Raw genomic sequence first — 18,455 nt, 5'->3', positions numbered from 1 at the left:
ACCTGCGCTATTAAATTTTATTCATCATCAGCCAGATTATAAGCAATCCAAACAGTATGCTGCCTATCGCATAAAAAAGCATATACTGACCCACTGGATTATATAAAAGAATATTAAAACTGTCTGGTGATTGATATTTCAGGAAAAACAAAAAACCAACAGGAATAACTGTCAATATTTTAATGGACATTCTGACTTCTGACGTCATGGCCAACTTTTTACGTTGCATAACCCGCCCATTCGAGATCAACATTCCCAGTCGTGACATGACCTCTTTAATTTGCCCGCCACCTTTCTGATTGATCAGTACAGTAATAATGAAAAAGAAATATTCTCTGTACGGTTGCCTACGATACGAATCCATAAACACATTTTCCGTATCCTCACCTATTTCTATACGCTTGGCAACCTCGCGGAATTCCTTTCCGACCAAGCCATCCAACTTATAGCCACACTGCTCTATTCCCTGTAAAACAGAGTTTCCCGAACGGATTGAGCTATTGATAATATTGAGGGCTTCAGCAAATCCCGATTCAAATTCCTGTCGCATTTTATTCTTACTTCGCAAGTAGAGTGCATATAAAGTAAAAACCAATAGTGCAGGCAAAACAAAATGCAGTGAAAATTGTAAATACTCGTTATTAATATAGGTTCCACAGCCCATGGCAACAACAATAATTATCCCATGTTTAATGCGCAACTCACCTTCGGGACCCAACAAATGGAATCTCGCATCATTAATAATCTGGCCTATTTTTCGCCCTGCTGAATTCATTTGCAAACGCTGAGTCATGGTCTGGGTGTGGATTTTTTCCCCGGCGAAAGTCAGTTCAAGATGTTGGGTCCTCTTTCTTTGACGAACCCACAACAATAGCTGCACAAAGCCCAAGACCATTAATAATGAGAAGACGATAATCATGACATATTGCTCCCAAATAGGCGCTTCAAGGGTTCCAATAATCCGTGCATCATGGCTTGTCGGTATACGGCTGAACGTTGGAGCAAACCAAAAGAGGTGAAAGTTCCCTGAATTCTTCCCTGCTCATTTCGCTCATGGCTGGCGTCAAAGGTGAATATATCCTGCAGGATAATATTATCGCCCTCCATCCCCATCACTTCGGTGATATTCATGACCTTACGTGAGCCATCGGGTAAGCGTGAAACCTGCACGATGATATTGACTGCCGCCGCAATGTTGCGGCGTATTGCTGATAAGGGCAGTGCTGCGCTGGACATCATTACCATACTTTCCAGACGCGCAAGTGCATCCCGTGGGGAGTTGGCGTGCAAAGTGGACATGGAGCCATCATGGCCCGTGTTCATCGCCTGCAACATTTCAAACGCTTCCTCACCGCGACACTCACCCACGATGATTCGGTCAGGCCGCATACGCAGCGCATTCACTACCAGCCTGCGCATGTCCACCATGCCCTGATTTTCGACGCCGGCCATGCGCGTTTCCAACCTGACCACATGAGGCTGCTGTAAACGTAACTCCGCAGCATCTTCCAGGGTGAGCACGCGCTCGTCCTCACCGATATACTGCGACATGGCATTAAGCAGTGTTGTTTTACCCGAACCTGTCCCTCCGGAAACAATAATATTTACCCGGCAGCGACTGGCGATAACCAAATAATTGGCCATCATTTCATTCATACTTCCGAACTCAATCAGATTGGCGAGCGTTTTTTTCCCTTTACCGAACTTACGGATTGATATCGATGCACCATCCAGCGCCACAGGGGGTATGACCACATTGAGACGACTGCCGTCTGGCAGGCGCGCATCCACCAAAGGTTGTGAGTCATCAATGCGCCGACCTACTTTTGCGACCAGTCGCCGGGCGATATCCACTAATTGTTCATTATTGATAAAGTGTTTATCCACAGCCTCTAACTTGCCAAAGCGCTCAACAAAAATACTGTTAGGTCCATTGACTAAAATATCACTGACGGTATCGTCATCCATCAATTCACGTAAGGGGCCATATCCATTGATCTCATCCGTGATTTGTTCGCAAAGATGACTGCTTACCCGATTGGCGATATATTGCCCATTACTATTGGCGATATGCTGAATCACATCATTGACTTCACGTAATAGAGCATCGCGGTTATTTCTTAAAGCATCGACACGTTCCAGATCCAGAGTTTTCAGCACTTGTTCACGATAATACAAAAGTAATTCAGACTCTTCAGATCCCATGTAACTCACTCCCAGTACTACAAGTCGAATTATTTATGGCATTACCCGTCATACTTCAAGTTGCAGGTGCGTTGACTATGCCTGCCTGCAACTCGAATTATTTAGGGTATATACAGCGCTATTTTCCTTCGTATACCGCTATAATTTTCTGCGAAACAAATTGGAAAATGATAGAGATTTTTTACCTGCAGGCTCCGCAACATTTTTCCCCACTAAATTCGCCGCCAGTTGATAGAGTGAATCTGCTGAAGATATCTTCTTATTATCGGGTCGATAGCTACTCACTGCGTCTATTTTTCGTTCTAAGTACTCCGCGATATCTTCATCCCTTAATTCATCGGATCTCTTAGGATGATTCTCATTAAGACAGATAACAATACGTATCGCCTGTTCGGGATTGGCCAGATGAACCCTGACGTTCTCATCCAGTATTTTTTTAGCCGCCCGCACTGCTGATAATTCTCGGGTAATAACCAGCAGGAGTGTATGTGATTGAGAAATGATCATCTCCAGACGTTCAAGAGTCAGCGCCGAGTACAAGCCATGATCAAAGAAAATGAGATTGAATTTATTGTAATTGGGATCGTTGTAGGACCAGGCGCTGTCAAAGATTTCTACACAGATGGACTGCGTATTGTTTATGGGATAAATGGATCCATCCTTGGGAATCGCTTGCTCCATTAACAGATCCAGGTCATTACTGCCACTGGCGCCTTGCACCAATAAAGAAGGTATTGATGTCAACTCTCCCGCAGTCTGGAATAATTGAAAGGCAATAGACGATGCACCAACGCCGCCTTTACATCCGATCACGCTAAACTTGAGCATGCTGCGTGAAGGTAAAGATGACGAAGGCGTGCTTTGCCCCTGCACACAGGTCGCCAGTTGTACAAGTTGGGAAGAAAGATTCAAATAGATTAAGCCCTTGCTCAATAGCGATTGTGCAAAAGCGATAGAGTCACTATCCCCCACAAAAACCTGCCGGGTAAAGGTAGGTAGAATGAGAGTGGCCGTTTCTATAATAAATTCGATATCCGTTTCTGTACCGATATCGATAATAACGGCGCTTGCCTCATTGAGCATTGACTCATCTTTCAAGTCAAAAAAGCTATCCTGTTGCTCATAGATATTTTTCATATTGTGCATTTTCAGGTGACTGCTTAATTCCTGAAGAACACTTTTGCGGGGAGATATAATGACGATATGTTGACCGGTGTTTTTTTTCAGCGGCTTTGGTTTTTCTTCTGTCGCAGATGTTTTGGTTTCAGTAAAAAGTTTCATTTCTCAATATTCTCCAGTGACTAAACCCTAAATATTTCACGTTGCAGGGCATAAAATGCCCTGCAACGTGAAGGATGAGGGAATAAACAATCGTCGTTATTTTGCAAAACCGCCTTGTGCCATAAAACTACTGGCATCACTGGATAAACGGCCTTCACGAACCTCTTTGTTGACACCTACATTGAAAAATAGCCGTTCAGTTGACGTACGTTTATAGAGCGGAATCTGAATCTGTCGCGCTGAGGAAGTCGGTTTCACCAAATTGACGGTTGCAAAAACCACTAACTCACTTTTACTCCGTTCTGTTGAGGAGCTTCGCGCCAGCGCGCCAAGAATAGGCAGATCACCAATAAAGGGAACTTTAGTTAATGATTCTTTATCCTCTTCACTCAGCAGACCACCAAGAACAAAGCTATCACCATCACCAAGTTCGATGGTTGAAGATGACTTGCGGGTACGCATAGTCGGAACCTGATAATCGTTATAGGCATAGGAACCGGTCACACTACTGAGTTCATTGGAGACAAACAGTTTAATCTTTTGTCTCTTTTCAACTTTGGCGGCAATATTCAACCGGATACCAAACTCTTTATATTGTACTGTCACAGAGTCCGCGTCTTTCACCATGATGGGGATCTCACCGCCGACCAGAAAACTGGCCGTTTCGCCGGATAAAACGGTTAAATTAGGTTGGGCCAGGACTCTCGCGATGTTGTCATTTTTAACCGCATTAATAATATTGCTGATATTTGATGCGTCGAATCCCCGTTTGAATCCCAAGAGACTGAAGGTTCCCGGAGGATTAGCCACACTATCGCCATTAATGATGCTATCAAGCGTGAGACTGCTCCATTCAACCCCCAAGCTCTCCTTGAACTCTTTGGTGACCTCTACCACGGTCAATCGTACATTGACCTGATTGGAGGAAGGAAGCTGAATCCGGTTGATCACGTTGTCATACGTTTTATTCGTCATGAAAGTGATATTATCGCTTTTAATCCCCTCCCCATCATAGGAGAGCTTGTTTTCCTTCCCCTCACCACCAACCAAACTCCCGACGACCTGATAAATCGCATCACGGTCCGATTCTTCAATCACTGTTCCTGAAAGGATATAGGTCACTTTGTCATCACTGACAAATCGGTTTATCTCTACCTGACTCCCAGGAAACTGCTTTGCAACACGCTGAGTGATATCTCCAAGAAACGGATCCACACCGATGCTGGTATTAAGCAATATGCGTGAGTTTTTCCCATAGACGGTTAACTCGGAAATACCCATTTTTTTAGCATACAGAACCACACTCTTGTCATTAAGAATTTTGTAATCCGCCACAGCGGGATTGGAGATAAAAACGGTATCGATTTTCTCTTTGACACTGTAGGTCTTTGATTGGCCCACTTTCAGAAAAGTTTGCGATGCCCAAGTTTGAGCAGAAAAAAACAGGGCAAAAAGTAACGGTAGTAAAGATAACGGCCTGGTGCGAATGAAAAGTCGTATCATGATAAGGAATTCCTTTAGAAAACATGTTCCCAGTCTTGTTCAGCGTGGGTTACACCGGTGACAAAACGATCCCGGAAAATGGCGTTACTGTCCGCGCAACTCATTGACTTCGGCCGTCATCAATTTCTGCGGAGGTATTTTGAAAATGGCATCATCACTGATTAGCCAACTTTCGTCCGCGCTGACGGCAGCACTGCCCGGTTCTGTGGGCGTGCCCTTTTCTGAGGGGAACAAAACAACTTTTGATTTTCCTTCAAGACCCTTGAGCATTTTGACATCGTAGTCTTTCAGTTCGACTACCAGTTGACTTCCCTTTTCAACGACCTCCACGCCATTTTTATCCACAATTTTTGCCCTACGAATCGATAGGATACGTTTGTTGCGCATAAGCGGTTTAAGACGGCTTTCGCGTATTGCATGTGGCGGAGAAATAAGGGTAGTGCTGCCGTCGTCTTCGGTCTTAAGGCTATAGGAGAGATAGATATCGATTGCATTGCCTGCTTTCAAATTACTCAATAAATAGTTGTCTGCAGCATCCAGCTCGAAGGCATAAACCACATTTCCAGGCTTTAGGAACATCGCTAAATACTCATCGCTGCCAGGCTCAACCAGGTCACCGTTGAAAATCCAGTCCTCTGCTGCAACAGGCTGCTTTAATGCCCAATCGATCAATACCTTGCCGCTCACATCGAACCTTTTATCTGCACTTCCCTCAGGCACAGAAATTCTTTTTATCTGATAATCCTCTGCCTTGATGACAGAATTCACCTCAAGATTATGGTTTGCAACGGCAACAGAAATTGTCTCTGTGCGAGCTTCGACGACAGGTTGGGTGACACTTTGGGGTGGGGGAGTTCCTGACTTGTTGGTGTAGATAAAAAGACCGATTAAACCGACAACAATCATTGCTATATAAATAATCAACGCGCTTTTTTTCATTTTTAAATCATCCGTTAGACCCTGTATTCCCCCAGAGATGTGGAGTCAGAACATATTTATTATCGAAGCGGGTGTAATAATTCAAAGACATAGCTACCGCACGAGAATGGCATAACCTTCTCGATTTTTAAAAAAACAATTTTTTTAGGCACTTTCCCTGATGCCAAAAATAGAATTAAGAGATCTAAAAAACCCAACAAACAACAGCAGGAATTTTCTTGAAAATAAACACCACAAGGCCAAGTTATGTTTGGCCTTGTGGATTTTTAAAACTATTGCCCCATGCTGTTGCTAACCTTGGCGGTAACATCAGAGAAAATGTTATTCAACATGGTTGCTACTGTACCGTCCTTACCGAAAATAACCGCGACAAATGCGGCAACGCCAGCAATAACGATCGCATACTCAACGGCCGTAACACCCTTTTCATCTTTTTTGAAATTACGTACAGCTTCAGTAGCGGATACATAACCTTTCAATGTCAAATGCTGAATCTTGTCTGTAAATGCCATAAATCCAAATCCTTTTTGGTTAGTAAACTACAACATTAATAAATTCCAACTATCCTGAAAATTCCATTGTTTTAAAATGGAATAACTTTGAGTTTGGGTGTTTGGAACACGCTCTTTTTAACGCTTTCACCTTTTAGGTTACAAATACTTATCGCCGATCGATATCCGTCATTTAATAGTCAAAACCTATCACTTAACATCTATCGATCACTCATATCGATTGAAGGTGAATAAATAGGCAAAATTTATAATTATCCTAATCATCGATATTTGTTTTTTATCATTTAAAAACAATGAGTTAAACGCAAGTTTATTTGCATTTAAGATTACTACCACCTAAAAATAGGGAAATATCTTAAAGGCTAAAAATTCTAATATGAGCCTGGTAAAAAAAGTTAATTTTAAAAAAACAACAACAAAGCGAGCACAATAGACGCACAAACAAAATATTATTCTCATGATGATTTTATATTGGCGATAAATTACCAAAAAGAAACCAAAGGTCATCGTTTGCGACTCGTTTGCAACTCTTTTGCTCTTTTTCATATGCCAGGAATGAACACTTACAAATATGCATGTTTAATAACGGTGTAAATAATTCCTATTTTTTATAAAAAACATGAAAATTGGCATGGGATCAATTTTTGATAAAATATGAATTTCGAGGGATTGAGAAGAGTTCAATGCAGAACAAAAACGCACATAATGCTCATAACATCGCGAAGTCCGTCACAAAACTTTTGACAACAAATATCGGTGAAATGCAGTCGCTCGCCTAAAAATTCCATTCTGAAGCGCTGAAATCGGTCTTGACATTAAGAATGTCTTGATAGGATAACTCTTACATAAACACATAAAAGGGAATTAAGTAAGTAAAGAAATTGAATTACTCTCATTACGAAACTCTATGCTTTCGCCGCGACAATAACTGGAATTGTCAGCATCATGGACGGGCGCACGTACAGCTTCATTATAAAGAGATATTAATCATGGAAAGATTCTCAAGGGGGTAAACCGGGTATCTACAGCAATGTCAGGAGGGTTGATTCAGGATTGGGGAAAGGTAGAGGGCCAGAAACGAACTATAGCGCACGGCGTCCCTCTTCAACCGCTAAAATGCAAAACGCCCGATAACGTTCATCGGGCGTTGTCAGGGTTGGTAAAACCAACCCTGGATTGTACTAGTGACTATTTATTAATTTTCACCGAAAGAAGAGACTCGCGCCCCACTTCCAGCCACTCTGACGCTTGTTCTTTGGTGGTGTTGAACGTGGTGAGCAGCAGACGCCCGTCAACCGAGGTAGCCAGCATAAGATTATGGATCTCGGTATCCGCCGCTGGAGTGACGAAGTCAAACAGGATGGCTTTACGACCGTCTACCTTCACTTTACTGATCTTAGGGTTTACATTCGCCAGCATGGTTTTCATTTGCTGTGCAAACGCGTCCAGTTGAGATTCCGCAATCTTGTTAGCCGTAAAGTTAAAGGCGAAGTTGACCGTAGTTTCTTTGTTGGTGTAAACCTGTGTAGGACGGCTATTCAATGGATATTTTACTTTCATCACATCTTCGCTCATCTCAGTAAATTCCGCAGGCATACTGAGCGTAACACGCTTATCCAGTACATCAACGTTTTCCATTTTTACTTTTTCAGCCAAAACGGAACCAGAGAAAAGCATAACTACGGCACTGAACACAATCGCTAAAGTATTCCCTTTCATCATTAATCCTTTTAAATCATCCAATAATGTAAATATTTAATATATCGATAACAAATAAAACTCAAAACCCACCAAAATAATTAAAGTAGGTTGCCTGTTATTTTATATTTCCCACTCTCCATGTCCACAAAAAAAGCATTCTTAGGATTTTATCAAGCAAGGAATAAACAATCATTTTACATGCAGCTTACGTTCTTCTTAAGAATATTCTTACAAGGTAATTGCCTGAGTAATTGATGATGGGAGGCAGGTACCGCTCATGCGCAGCGTTTGCGGGAAAGTTTACAATCGAAAAAATATCATTTTATATCAATAGCATGACGCATTTTATGGTGCCTGTGGAAAGACAACTCGTGAATGATGGCGGGGTTATAGGAATTGAATTTTCCAAAACGAAAAACCCCCACATCAATATAATTGTGATGCAGGGGTTTTCGCTTAATACAATTTTCCCTTGAAATACAACTTAATGATGAGCCGAGATTTCCACTCCTCCCTCAGGAACAGGAACATAATCTGTTTCTGTATCCGTGCGCTCAGGGTTCTTATGTACTTTGAGTGCAGTCTTGATACCGTAGAAAATAATGCTGTAAACCACAACCAGGAACAGAATGCTCAGGCCAGCATTGGTGTAGTTATTAATAACGATATGCTGCATATTACTGACTTGCTGGGCTGTCAGATCAGCACCACCCTCAGCAATTTTGCGTTTGTATTCTTTCGCCAGGAACATGAAACCTTCCAGTTGTGGATTATCACTGAACAGTTTCAGACCCAATGCCCAAGTAGTACAAATCAATAACCAGATCGCCGGTAACAAGGTGACCCAAATATATTGCGCACGCTTCATTTTGATTAGAACCACTGTCGCGAGAATCAACGCAACCGCTGCCAGCATTTGGTTCGAAATACCAAACAGAGGCCACAGGCTCTTCACGCCGCCCAACGGATCCACAACGCCTTGATAGAGTAGATATCCCCACAATCCAACGCACCCGGCGGTTCCGACAATACCTGCGACCAACGAGTCTGTTTTCTTGAGGAAAGGAACAAAGTTACCTAACAGGTCCTGTAGCATGAAGCGACCAGAACGCGTCCCTGCATCCAGAGCGGTGAGGATGAATAAGGCTTCGAACAGGATACCAAAGTGATACCAGAAGCCCATATTCGCGCCAGGTATAATTTGGTGGAATACGTGTGCAATGCCCACTGCCAATGTTGGCGCGCCACCCGCACGGTTAAGTACCGAAGGTTCCCCAATGTCTTTGGCGGTTTGCAGAATCTGTTCTGGCGAAATAACAAATCCCCAGGAGCTGACGGTTGCTGCGGCCTGAACCGTTGCCTCTCTCAGAGAAGCCATGATGGCCGGTGCATCGGCGGTGCCCAAATCGTGCAGATTAGGCATGACGATACCTAATCCCACCGGTGGAGTATTCATGGCAAAGTACAATCCAGGCTCAATAATTGATGCTGCAACCAGCGCCATTATCGCCACAAAGGATTCCATCAGCATGGCACCGTAACCAATAAAACGGGCATCCGATTCATTGGCCAGCAGTTTAGGCGTTGTACCCGAGGCAATCAGGGCATGGAAACCCGAGACTGCACCACAGGCGATGGTAATAAACAGGAATGGGAACAGGGTTCCTTTCCATACCGGGCCGGTACCATCGACGAATTGGGTCAATGCCGGCATTTTCAAATCAGGGTTGAGAATAACGATGCCGATAGCCAGACCGACAATGACCCCGATTTTCAAGAAAGTAGCCAGATAGTCACGCGGTGCCAGAATCAGCCAGACCGGCAGCAGCGCCGAGACAAAGGCATAACCAACCAATGTGAAGGTAATGGTGGTGTCTTTGAACGTTAATGCCGGGCCCCAGTAAGGGTCGCTGGCAATAACGCCACCAAAATAGATCGCCAGTACCAACGCGATAATACCGATAACCGACACTTCCCCAACCCGCCCTGGGCGAAGGAAGCGCATGTAAATACCCATGAATAGCGCAATAGGTACGGTTGAACAGACAGTAAAGACGCCCCACGGACTTTCGGCCAGGGCTTTGACGACGATAAGCGCCAGCACAGCCAGAATGATAATCATGATCAAGAAACAGCCGAACAGCGCGATGGTGCCGGGTACTGGCCCCATTTCTTCCTTGATGATTTCCCCCAACGAGGCACCATTACGGCGTGAGGAGATGAACAGCACCATGAAGTCCTGTACGGCCCCGGCCAAAACGACCCCGGCCAGTAGCCATAAGGTTCCCGGTAAATACCCGACTTGCGCAGCCAATACCGGTCCAACCAACGGGCCTGCACCCGCGATGGCGGCAAAATGATGGCCGAACAAGACGTTTTTGTTCGTTGGTACATAGTTCAATCCATCGTTATTCACTACCGCAGGTGTTGCTCTTGTGACATCCAACTGCATGACTTTCTGGGCAATATAGAGGCTGTAGTACCGATACGCGACCAGATAAACGGCAACGGACGAGACCACGATCCATAAGGCACTGACGTGTTCACCGCGGCGGAGCGCCACGACAGCCAGACAGCATGCACCTATCAACCCTATAATTATCCAGGGGACATGTTTAAGAATTTTTTCCTTCATTATACATCCTCCATTGATCCAAAGATGCGCGACTCTATTCACTCCACACGGTGAAAAAAAGTGAAATTTCGCTGAGCGGTCGCATAGGCGGATGAACGGTTGAAAAGAAGGTTTAAGCGGTAGTTCAGGGGGCTTTCTTTTAAAAAATATAAAAAAACGCAGCGTGGTAATAACGCTGCGCTTTGGGCTCTACATGAAGAAATGAAAACTAGGCGTCAACAGTTTCTACGACTTTCGGCTCCCGGTTCATGCAGCTGTAAATAACCGGCAGAACCAGCAGGGTCAAGACGGTCGCAAAGCCCAGACCGAACATGATAACCACAGCCATACTCTGGAAAAATGCATCACTTAATAATGGTGCCAGTCCCAGAACCGTCGTAAACGCCGTCAACATAATCGGACGTAAACGGGAAGTCGACGCATCAATGATGGCATCCACCAGCGGCTTCTCTTTCCGCTGTAGATTGATCTCCTCGACCAGCACGATGCCGTTACGGATCAGCATGCCGCTCAAACTCAGCAGACCAATCAGCGCCATAAATCCAAATGGAATACCGGTCAGCAGGAAGCCTACCGTGACACCAATAAGCGCCAGCGGCACGGTAAACCAGATAGCCAGAGCATTGCTGACCGAACTGAACATCAGCACCGTAATAATGAACATCACTACGAATGCGATCGGCAACGTTGTGAACAGCCCGGCCTGCGCTTCACGGGTACTTTCAAAATCGCCGCCCCACTCCAGTTCATACCCCAAAGGCAGTTTTATCGCCTCGATACCAGGTTTGATCCTTTGCAGCAGTTCGGCTGAGGTTTCGCCGCCTGACGACGCCGGGTCGGTTTGCACCGTCAATGTCCGTTTACGATCCAAACGCATGATCAGGGGATCTTCCCATTCGGTATTGAAATTGGTCACCACGTTATCGATCGGAATAAAGGCCTGACGCGTTTGGCTCCACACCATGACATCATTAAGGCTCTCGGCATTCAGCCTCTCGGCGTCAGGGGTCCGCACCACGATCGGCATCATCCGGGTGCCATCGCGATAAAGTCCGACCGTCGCACCACCAAAACTCATCCGCAAGGTGCCATCGACTTCGCGTTTGTCCACGCCCAATTCCCGACCAAGATATTCTGAGAATTGTGGGCGGATCACTTTGCTGCGTTCCTGCCAGTCATGTCTCACGCCGTCTGCACCGGGATCGGCCAGAACGACATTTTCGGCTTCCGACGCCAGAGATCGCAACACATCAGGATCCGGTCCGATAAAACGTGCTTCGATCGAACTGTTGTTGGACGGGCCAAACATAATACGTTTCGCCTGAACAGTTACCTGCGGATAGTTGGCACGAATATAACTTTCGATCTGCCCCACGAGCTGCGGGATCTGGTTCAACTGTTCCGTACGCACCATGACCTGGGCATAGTTGGCATACTGACGCTGGGCGTTATACGTCAGCATGAAACGCATCGCACCCTGACCGATGGTGGTAATGGTGTCGCTGACGCCAGCCTGCTCTTTGATATGTTGCTCAACCTTGGCGGCAATCTGTTCGGTATAGGCAATGTCGGTGCCGTAGGGTAGCCACAAATCGACGAAGAAAATGGGCGTATTGGACGGAGGGAAGAAACTCTGCCGCACGCTGCCAAAACCATAGATAGCCAAGACCAACATCGCCGCCAGAATGGACAGGGTGATGGTACGCTGGCGCAACAGTTTACCGAGGATGTTACGGTAGATTCGGAAAAACCAGCCGTCGTAAGGTTTTTTCGCCTCCTCGTTTTCTTTCGGCACCGGCACTTTCATGTTCTTGAACACCCACTTGATAAAGACCGGGGTCAAGGTCAGCGCGGTGAACCAACTGAGCATCAGTGAAATTAACAGCACCTGGAACAGCGACTTACAATATTCGCCAGTCGCATCATTCGACAGACCGATCGGTGCAAAGGCCAGAATGGCGATGATCGTCGCCCCCAGTAGCGGGAACATGGTGCGTTTCACCACGTTACTGATGGCTTTCAGCGTGCTTTCGCCCTGTTGTCGGCCAATCAACACCCCCTCAACAATCACGATGGCGTTATCGACCAACATACTGAGTGCAATGACCAGCGCCCCCAACGAAATCCGCTGTAATTCAATGCCAAACAGAAACATAATCAGCAGCGTGCCGAATACGTTCAGCGCCAGGGAAGCGGCGATCACCAACCCACTGCGCACGCCCATAAAGATCAGCAGCGTACCCACCACGATCAGCAGGGCGAGCAGGAAGTTGGTAATGAACCCGTTGACTGCGCCTTCCACCTCATGGGATTGATCATAAAAGACGCTGATATCCATGCCGGCTGGGCGATCGGCTTCCAACTGCGCAAGCCGTGCCTTGACCGCGTTCCCGACCACGATCACGTTCACATTCGGCGCGTAAGAAACGCCGATGGAGAGTGCCGGTTGACCGTTGGCCCGGTAGATATTATTGGGCGAATGGGTCACTCCCTGCGTTATGGTTGCCACATCGCGCAGATAAACGCTCTTCGGACTCCCCGGCTGACTGATCAATAAGTTGCCCAGTTCCTGGACGCTTTCAAACTCCCCGGTAGGATGCAGCCGGATTGACTCACTCCCTACCAGCAGTTGACCCGCATTTGACACCACATTCTGGCGACTCAACAGATCGTACAGACGCTGAGGGGTGATCCCGGCGGCAGTCATCTGCGCACGGGAGATCTCAATTTGCACCTCTTCCGGCAGAATACCGACGATGGCGACTTTCCCGACACCCGACACCAATACCAGTTCACGGCGTAGTTGTTCCGCAAAATTGCGCAGTTCCTGATTGTTATAACCGGAACCGTGCAAAGAGAAGAAGAAGCCATACACATCACCAAAGTCGTCATTGACCATGGGTGGGCTGGCACCCGGCGGCAGGCGCACCGCGGTATCATTGATCCGGCGGCGCAGCTCATCCCAGATCTGCGGCAATTCGTTCGGGCCATATTCCGCCCGGATATTGATGGTGATCTGCGACAGGCCAACGCTGGAAATCGACGTTACGTTATCGATGTAGGGGAGCTGCTGGATCGCATTCTCCAGCGGTAATGTGACCTCTTCTTCAACTTGTTGGGCGGAGGCACCGTCGTATCGCGTGACCACCACCGCTGTTTTGATGGTAAACGCCGGATCTTCGAGCCGACCTATATTAAGGAAGGCGATAACACCGCCGATACCCAGCAGCAGGATCGCCAGCCAGATCCGGGTGTTATTATTGATAAAATTGTCGGTGAGCTTCATTACAGACCTCGCTCACGGGTCCAAACGCGCACAACTTGTTGTGGACGCAATTCCCCGGTACCCGCAGCAACGATCCGATCCCCATCTTTTAATCCGGAGGTGATCTGAATTCCGGTAGCAGTCAGTTGACCGACCTGAACTTCGCGGTCTTCAATGTGCAGGTTGCCGTCGCTCTCTTTAATGACCCAGACGTGAGCCTTATTCAGTTGGCTGGTATCCGGATTAAATACGGCTTCGACCGGCACAATGATCAGCGATTGCTGGCCTGCATTGGCAGAAAGATTGCCGATGTTGATTTGTACCGATCCACTCATCCCTGACACCATGGGTAAATCCGCTGGGCGCGGCATGGTGAAGGTCATTTGATAGGTCAGTGAACCGCCACTGGTATTGGTGGTGTGTTCTTTATAGATGGCAGTGAATTCTCTATTAGGCAAATTATTCAAACGGACGATAGGCTGGTACTTACGATTACTGATATCAATATTGCTGAACAGACTTTCCGGAATGCTGAATACCACATCCAGCGTATCCAATGAACTTAACGTGGCGACGGCCTGACCGGGGGCAACCACCTGAAAGTTCCGCATGTGCACCTGGGCAATAATCCCGTCAAAAGGTGCGGTAAGGCTCAGATAGGACATCTCTTCCTGGGCAATTTTCAGCGCGGCCTGGGCGGAATCACGCGCTGCACGCTGCACGTCCAGTTCCGCGCGGGGAATCACGTTGCGCTGGCTCAGGGTGGCAAAGCGTTGGAATTGGGTTTGTGCCAGATTGAATGTCGCCTGCCGATCGCGCACGCGCAAACGGGCATCCGTGTTATTCAATTCAGCGATCAATTGCCCCTTTTTTACCTGTTCCCCCTCCCGAACGAGCAATTGTTGCAACTGCCCCGGACGCTTGAACGACAACTCGGTTTCATCCCCGGCAACCAGCCGCGCAGGGAAAATACGGGCCCCTTGCTGTGCATTGTCCTGCACGTTGAAGACTCTCACCGGCCGGACATTATCCGTTGCTACTGGCTCGGGTTTATCACAAGCAGTCAGAAAAAGCACAATGAGCAGAGTTACTACTTTTTTTATGTTCACTTTGATATCTCTTTTAATCAAATTTTTTGGAGGTGAAACGTTGTCGGTCTTACGGGCCGCCTTGGCACTAAACCTCTTGGTGGTGATTTCAGATAGCTGCGAATGATGAATGTCAAAAGTAAACCGGAGTTACAGTTCAAAGTGTCTGTATGTGGTTGTAATGACAGGGGAGCTTTCACTCCCCTGATGCGAGGTGAAGAATGACTTAAAAGTCGACGGCATCACGAATAAGTGGGCAAGTCATACAGTGACCGCCCCCACGTCCGCGACCTAATTCACTGCCGACAATTTCAATAACTTCCACCCCTTCTTTGCGCAACTGGGTATTGGTTTTGGTATTACGGTCATACGCCAATACCACGCCCGGAGAGAGTGCAACCATGTTGTTGCCGCTGTCCCACTGCTGACGTTCGGTGTCGTAGTCGTTCCCTTCGGTTTCAACAACCCGCAGTTTATCCAGATTAAGGGCACCGGCGATCGCCTCAACAAAGGTTCCGTTATCGCGGCTCAGTTTCATGCCGGTCGGGCCATCATCCGGGCGCAGCGAGAACGTCTTGATCTGATCCACAATGGCCGGATACAGCGTCACGACATCGCGGTCACAGAAGGTGAATACGGTGTCAAGATGCATGGCTGCGCGCAGTTTTGGCATTGCTGCAATCATCACGCGCTCTACGCCTGAATCCGGTTTGGAGAACAGAGAGGCCGCCAGTTGTGTGATCGCCTGGTGCGACGTTCTCTCGCTCATCCCAATCAGAACGGTCTTGTTGCCGATAGGCATCACATCGCCGCCTTCCAGCGTCGCAGTACCGTGGTGCTGAGTTGGATCCCCCCACCAGACATTGATGTTGGCGTTGGCAAAATCCGGGTGGAATTTATAGATAGCCGTGGTCAGAATGGTTTCTTCATGACGGGCTGGCCAGTACAGGGGATTGAGGGTGACGCCGCCATAAATCCAGCAGGTGGTATCACGGGTATACAGCGTGTTTGGCAACGGGGGCAGCAGATATTCAGTGATGCCTACCGCTTCGCGGATCAGCTTCAGCTCTTCATTATCGCAATGCCCTTCCTTGGCCAATTCTGTGGTAGACAGACCACCAATCAGAATTTCAGCCAGTATGCGCGGTGGCAATCCGTCGAGGAAGCTACGGGTTTCATTGAGAATACCCAGCGAGACTTCATTGGGCACAATTTGCTGATCCAGGATCCATTTTTTCGCTGCCGGATTTTCGAGGGTCACCGCCAGCAAGTTATGCATTTCAACCACGTCAACGCCGCGTTCACGCATTTTTGTCATGAAATCAAAATGGTCGCGTTTGGCGCGTTCAACCCACAGCACATCATCAAACAGTAACTCATCACAATTGCTGGGGGTGAGGCGGTTATGGGCTTTGCCCGGCGCGCACACCATCACTTTATGCAGTTTACCCACTTCAGAATGAACGCCATACACGGCGGCGGATTTCTTGGTAGTCATAATAGCTCCGAATTAATTAAATAGTGATAACACCGGTGGCAATGCTGTAGATCGCAACAATTGCAGCGACCATAACGATGGCAAACAGAATTCTTTCCGCGGAATTAAACAACTTCGCATTCTGTTCACGCTTCGCCATGATGTACAAAATTGTGCCAGGACCGTAAATAATGGCCGAGAGCAGCAAATATTTCAGTCCGCCGGCATAGAGCATCAGCAGCGAATAGAACGTGGCAATGATGGCGAATATCAGGTCTTTCCTGTGACCTGTCTTATCGGTCTCATAGGTTTCGCCCGTCCATGCCAATTTCAGTCCATAAGCACCAACCAACAGATACGGGATCAGCGTTAGTGAACTGGTTAACTCAAGCGCCAGTTGGAATGCGTAGTCACTGAACAGCGTCAGCACCAGGAATACCTGGATCGTGACGTTCGTCAGCCATACCGCGGCAGATGGCACTGCTTTACTGTTTTCTGTTGCAAAGACTTTCGGCATGCTCTGGCTTTTTGCGGCAGAGAACAGCACTTCCGCTGCCAGCAATGACCAGGACAAATACGCGCCCAGAACAGAGATGATTAACCCGACGCTGATAAAGATCGCCCCCCAGCGCCCCACAATGGCCTCAAGTACACCGGCCATGGAAGGCTGGCGCAGCGCAGCGAGGTCAGGACGTAACATGACACCGTAAGACAGCATGGTGACCAGGATCAGCAGGCACAGCACACCGATGAAACCCAGCACCGTGGCGATACCGACGTGGCTGCGTTCCTTGGCATAACGGGAGTACACGCTGGCACCCTCAATCCCCAGGAACACAAACACCGTGACCAGCATGGTGCTGCGAACTTGCGAGAACAGGGATTCAGGTTCGGCAACCGGGGCAATGGCTGCCGCCGCATGGCCGACATAGCCGTAATCATTCAGATGCGATAAATCCCCGGCACCGGCCAGTGCCACCGCATCTGGCGACCCCCAGAAATTCAGCATGAAGACGTCGCCCTTGAAGGCGAAGATCAGGACGATCACGAAACAGAAGATAGGAATTATTTTTGCAAACGTAGCGATGGTATTGATAGAAGCTGCGCCTTTAACCCCACGTAAGAGCAGGATGTGAAACCCCCAGAGAATAACGGATGCAACAAGTACGGCAGGGATGGTATTGCCATCACCAAATACCGGGAAAAATGCTCCCAATGTTGATTTGATCAGCACAAAATAGGAGACGTTACCAATACAGGTACCCGCCCAGAATCCCAATGCTGAAGCAAACCCCAGATAATCACCGAATCCTTCCTTGGCGTAAATGAATACACCTGAATCAAGGTTAGGTTTACGCTGTGCCAATGTTTGGAATACAAAAGCCAGCATTAACATACCACCGCCGGCAATACACCAAGCGATTAGCGCCCCGAATCCCCCCGTTGCACGACCAAACGTGGCTGGTAAAGAAAATATACCGGCACCGATCATTGAACCGACAACTAATGCCGTCAATGACCATAGGGAGAGTTTATTACCATTTGAAGTTGCCATGACATCCCTCGATAACAGTAGCGAGTTTGTAAGTCACATCGTTTTTTAGCGTAAGAAATGGCCATAACTGGTTTGAATTACAGACACATTTCAAGCATAGCCACATTTGGACATTTTTCCTGCTAAGGTAATAAATATGATAGAAAAAAATCATCTAGCCCTACGAGGAAAGCCGTTTCCCTGTAATAATTATAAAAACGAAATGCGACCTCAGAATTAATACCCGCAGTAGATTAGTCCCACAGAGCAATCTACTTCGACAAGATAATAACGCCCTTGAAAATATCGAAGCTT

Annotated in this window: 12 protein-coding genes; all 12 read right to left on the bottom strand. The window is 47.2% G+C overall.

The window, feature by feature from the left end; translation table 11 throughout:
• Window positions 1-10: 10 nt before the first annotated feature.
• The 12 genes from DRI82_RS04720 to DRI82_RS04660 all read right to left on the bottom strand — a co-directional run bounded on the left by DRI82_RS04720 (window position 11) and on the right by DRI82_RS04660 (window position 18,161).
• Window positions 11-919 (bottom strand): type II secretion system F family protein, encoded by a 909-nt coding sequence (locus DRI82_RS04720; RefSeq protein WP_114192329.1) that lies wholly within the window; start codon window positions 917-919, stop codon window positions 11-13.
• Entirely contained in the window at window positions 916-2,205 is a 1,290-nt protein-coding gene (locus tag DRI82_RS04715; protein ID WP_114192328.1) for a TadA family conjugal transfer-associated ATPase, read from the bottom strand. The genes DRI82_RS04720 and DRI82_RS04715 overlap by 4 nt, the downstream gene beginning before the upstream one ends.
• Before the next feature lie 138 nt (window positions 2,206-2,343).
• The gene (locus tag DRI82_RS04710; RefSeq protein WP_114192327.1) at window positions 2,344-3,486 is read right to left on the bottom strand and encodes a P-loop NTPase family protein; all 1,143 of its coding nucleotides are present in this window, start codon (window positions 3,484-3,486) and stop codon (window positions 2,344-2,346) included.
• A 96-nt stretch (window positions 3,487-3,582) separates the two neighbouring features.
• The gene (locus tag DRI82_RS04705) at window positions 3,583-4,989 is read right to left on the bottom strand and encodes a type II and III secretion system protein family protein (protein WP_114192326.1); all 1,407 of its coding nucleotides are present in this window, start codon (window positions 4,987-4,989) and stop codon (window positions 3,583-3,585) included.
• 84 nt (window positions 4,990-5,073) lie between these two features.
• Entirely contained in the window at window positions 5,074-5,928 is an 855-nt protein-coding gene (locus DRI82_RS04700; RefSeq protein WP_114192325.1) for an RcpC/CpaB family pilus assembly protein, read from the bottom strand.
• Between the two features lie 272 nt (window positions 5,929-6,200).
• A complete protein-coding gene (locus tag DRI82_RS04695) occupies window positions 6,201-6,440 on the bottom strand; it encodes a Flp family type IVb pilin (protein ID WP_114192324.1) in 240 nt (79 codons plus the stop codon).
• Window positions 6,441-7,628: 1,188 nt separating this feature from the next.
• Window positions 7,629-8,162, bottom strand: coding sequence for a hypothetical protein (locus DRI82_RS04690; protein ID WP_157968013.1), 534 nt, complete (start codon window positions 8,160-8,162; stop codon window positions 7,629-7,631).
• Between the two features lie 463 nt (window positions 8,163-8,625).
• The gene (locus DRI82_RS04680; RefSeq protein WP_411706012.1) at window positions 8,626-10,776 is read right to left on the bottom strand and encodes a carbon starvation CstA family protein; all 2,151 of its coding nucleotides are present in this window, start codon (window positions 10,774-10,776) and stop codon (window positions 8,626-8,628) included.
• Window positions 10,777-10,984: 208 nt separating this feature from the next.
• Window positions 10,985-14,062, bottom strand: coding sequence for an efflux RND transporter permease subunit (locus DRI82_RS04675; protein ID WP_114192321.1), 3,078 nt, complete (start codon window positions 14,060-14,062; stop codon window positions 10,985-10,987).
• Window positions 14,062-15,150, bottom strand: coding sequence for an efflux RND transporter periplasmic adaptor subunit (locus DRI82_RS04670; protein WP_114192320.1), 1,089 nt, complete (start codon window positions 15,148-15,150; stop codon window positions 14,062-14,064). Before DRI82_RS04670 ends, DRI82_RS04675 begins: the two co-directional genes overlap by 1 nt.
• 205 nt (window positions 15,151-15,355) lie before the next feature.
• Complete coding sequence (gene arcA / locus DRI82_RS04665; RefSeq protein ID WP_114192319.1) at window positions 15,356-16,627, bottom strand: arginine deiminase; 1,272 nt, start codon at window positions 16,625-16,627, stop codon at window positions 15,356-15,358.
• 16 nt (window positions 16,628-16,643) lie between these two features.
• Window positions 16,644-18,161 (bottom strand): amino acid permease, encoded by a 1,518-nt coding sequence (locus tag DRI82_RS04660; RefSeq protein ID WP_114192318.1) that lies wholly within the window; start codon window positions 18,159-18,161, stop codon window positions 16,644-16,646.
• Window positions 18,162-18,455: the final 294 nt, after the last annotated feature.

It is taken from the genome of Edaphovirga cremea (genome assembly GCF_003332275.1).
GTDB lineage: Bacteria > Pseudomonadota > Gammaproteobacteria > Enterobacterales > Enterobacteriaceae > Edaphovirga > Edaphovirga cremea.
This window is presented reverse-complemented; position numbering and strand designations above follow the sequence as displayed.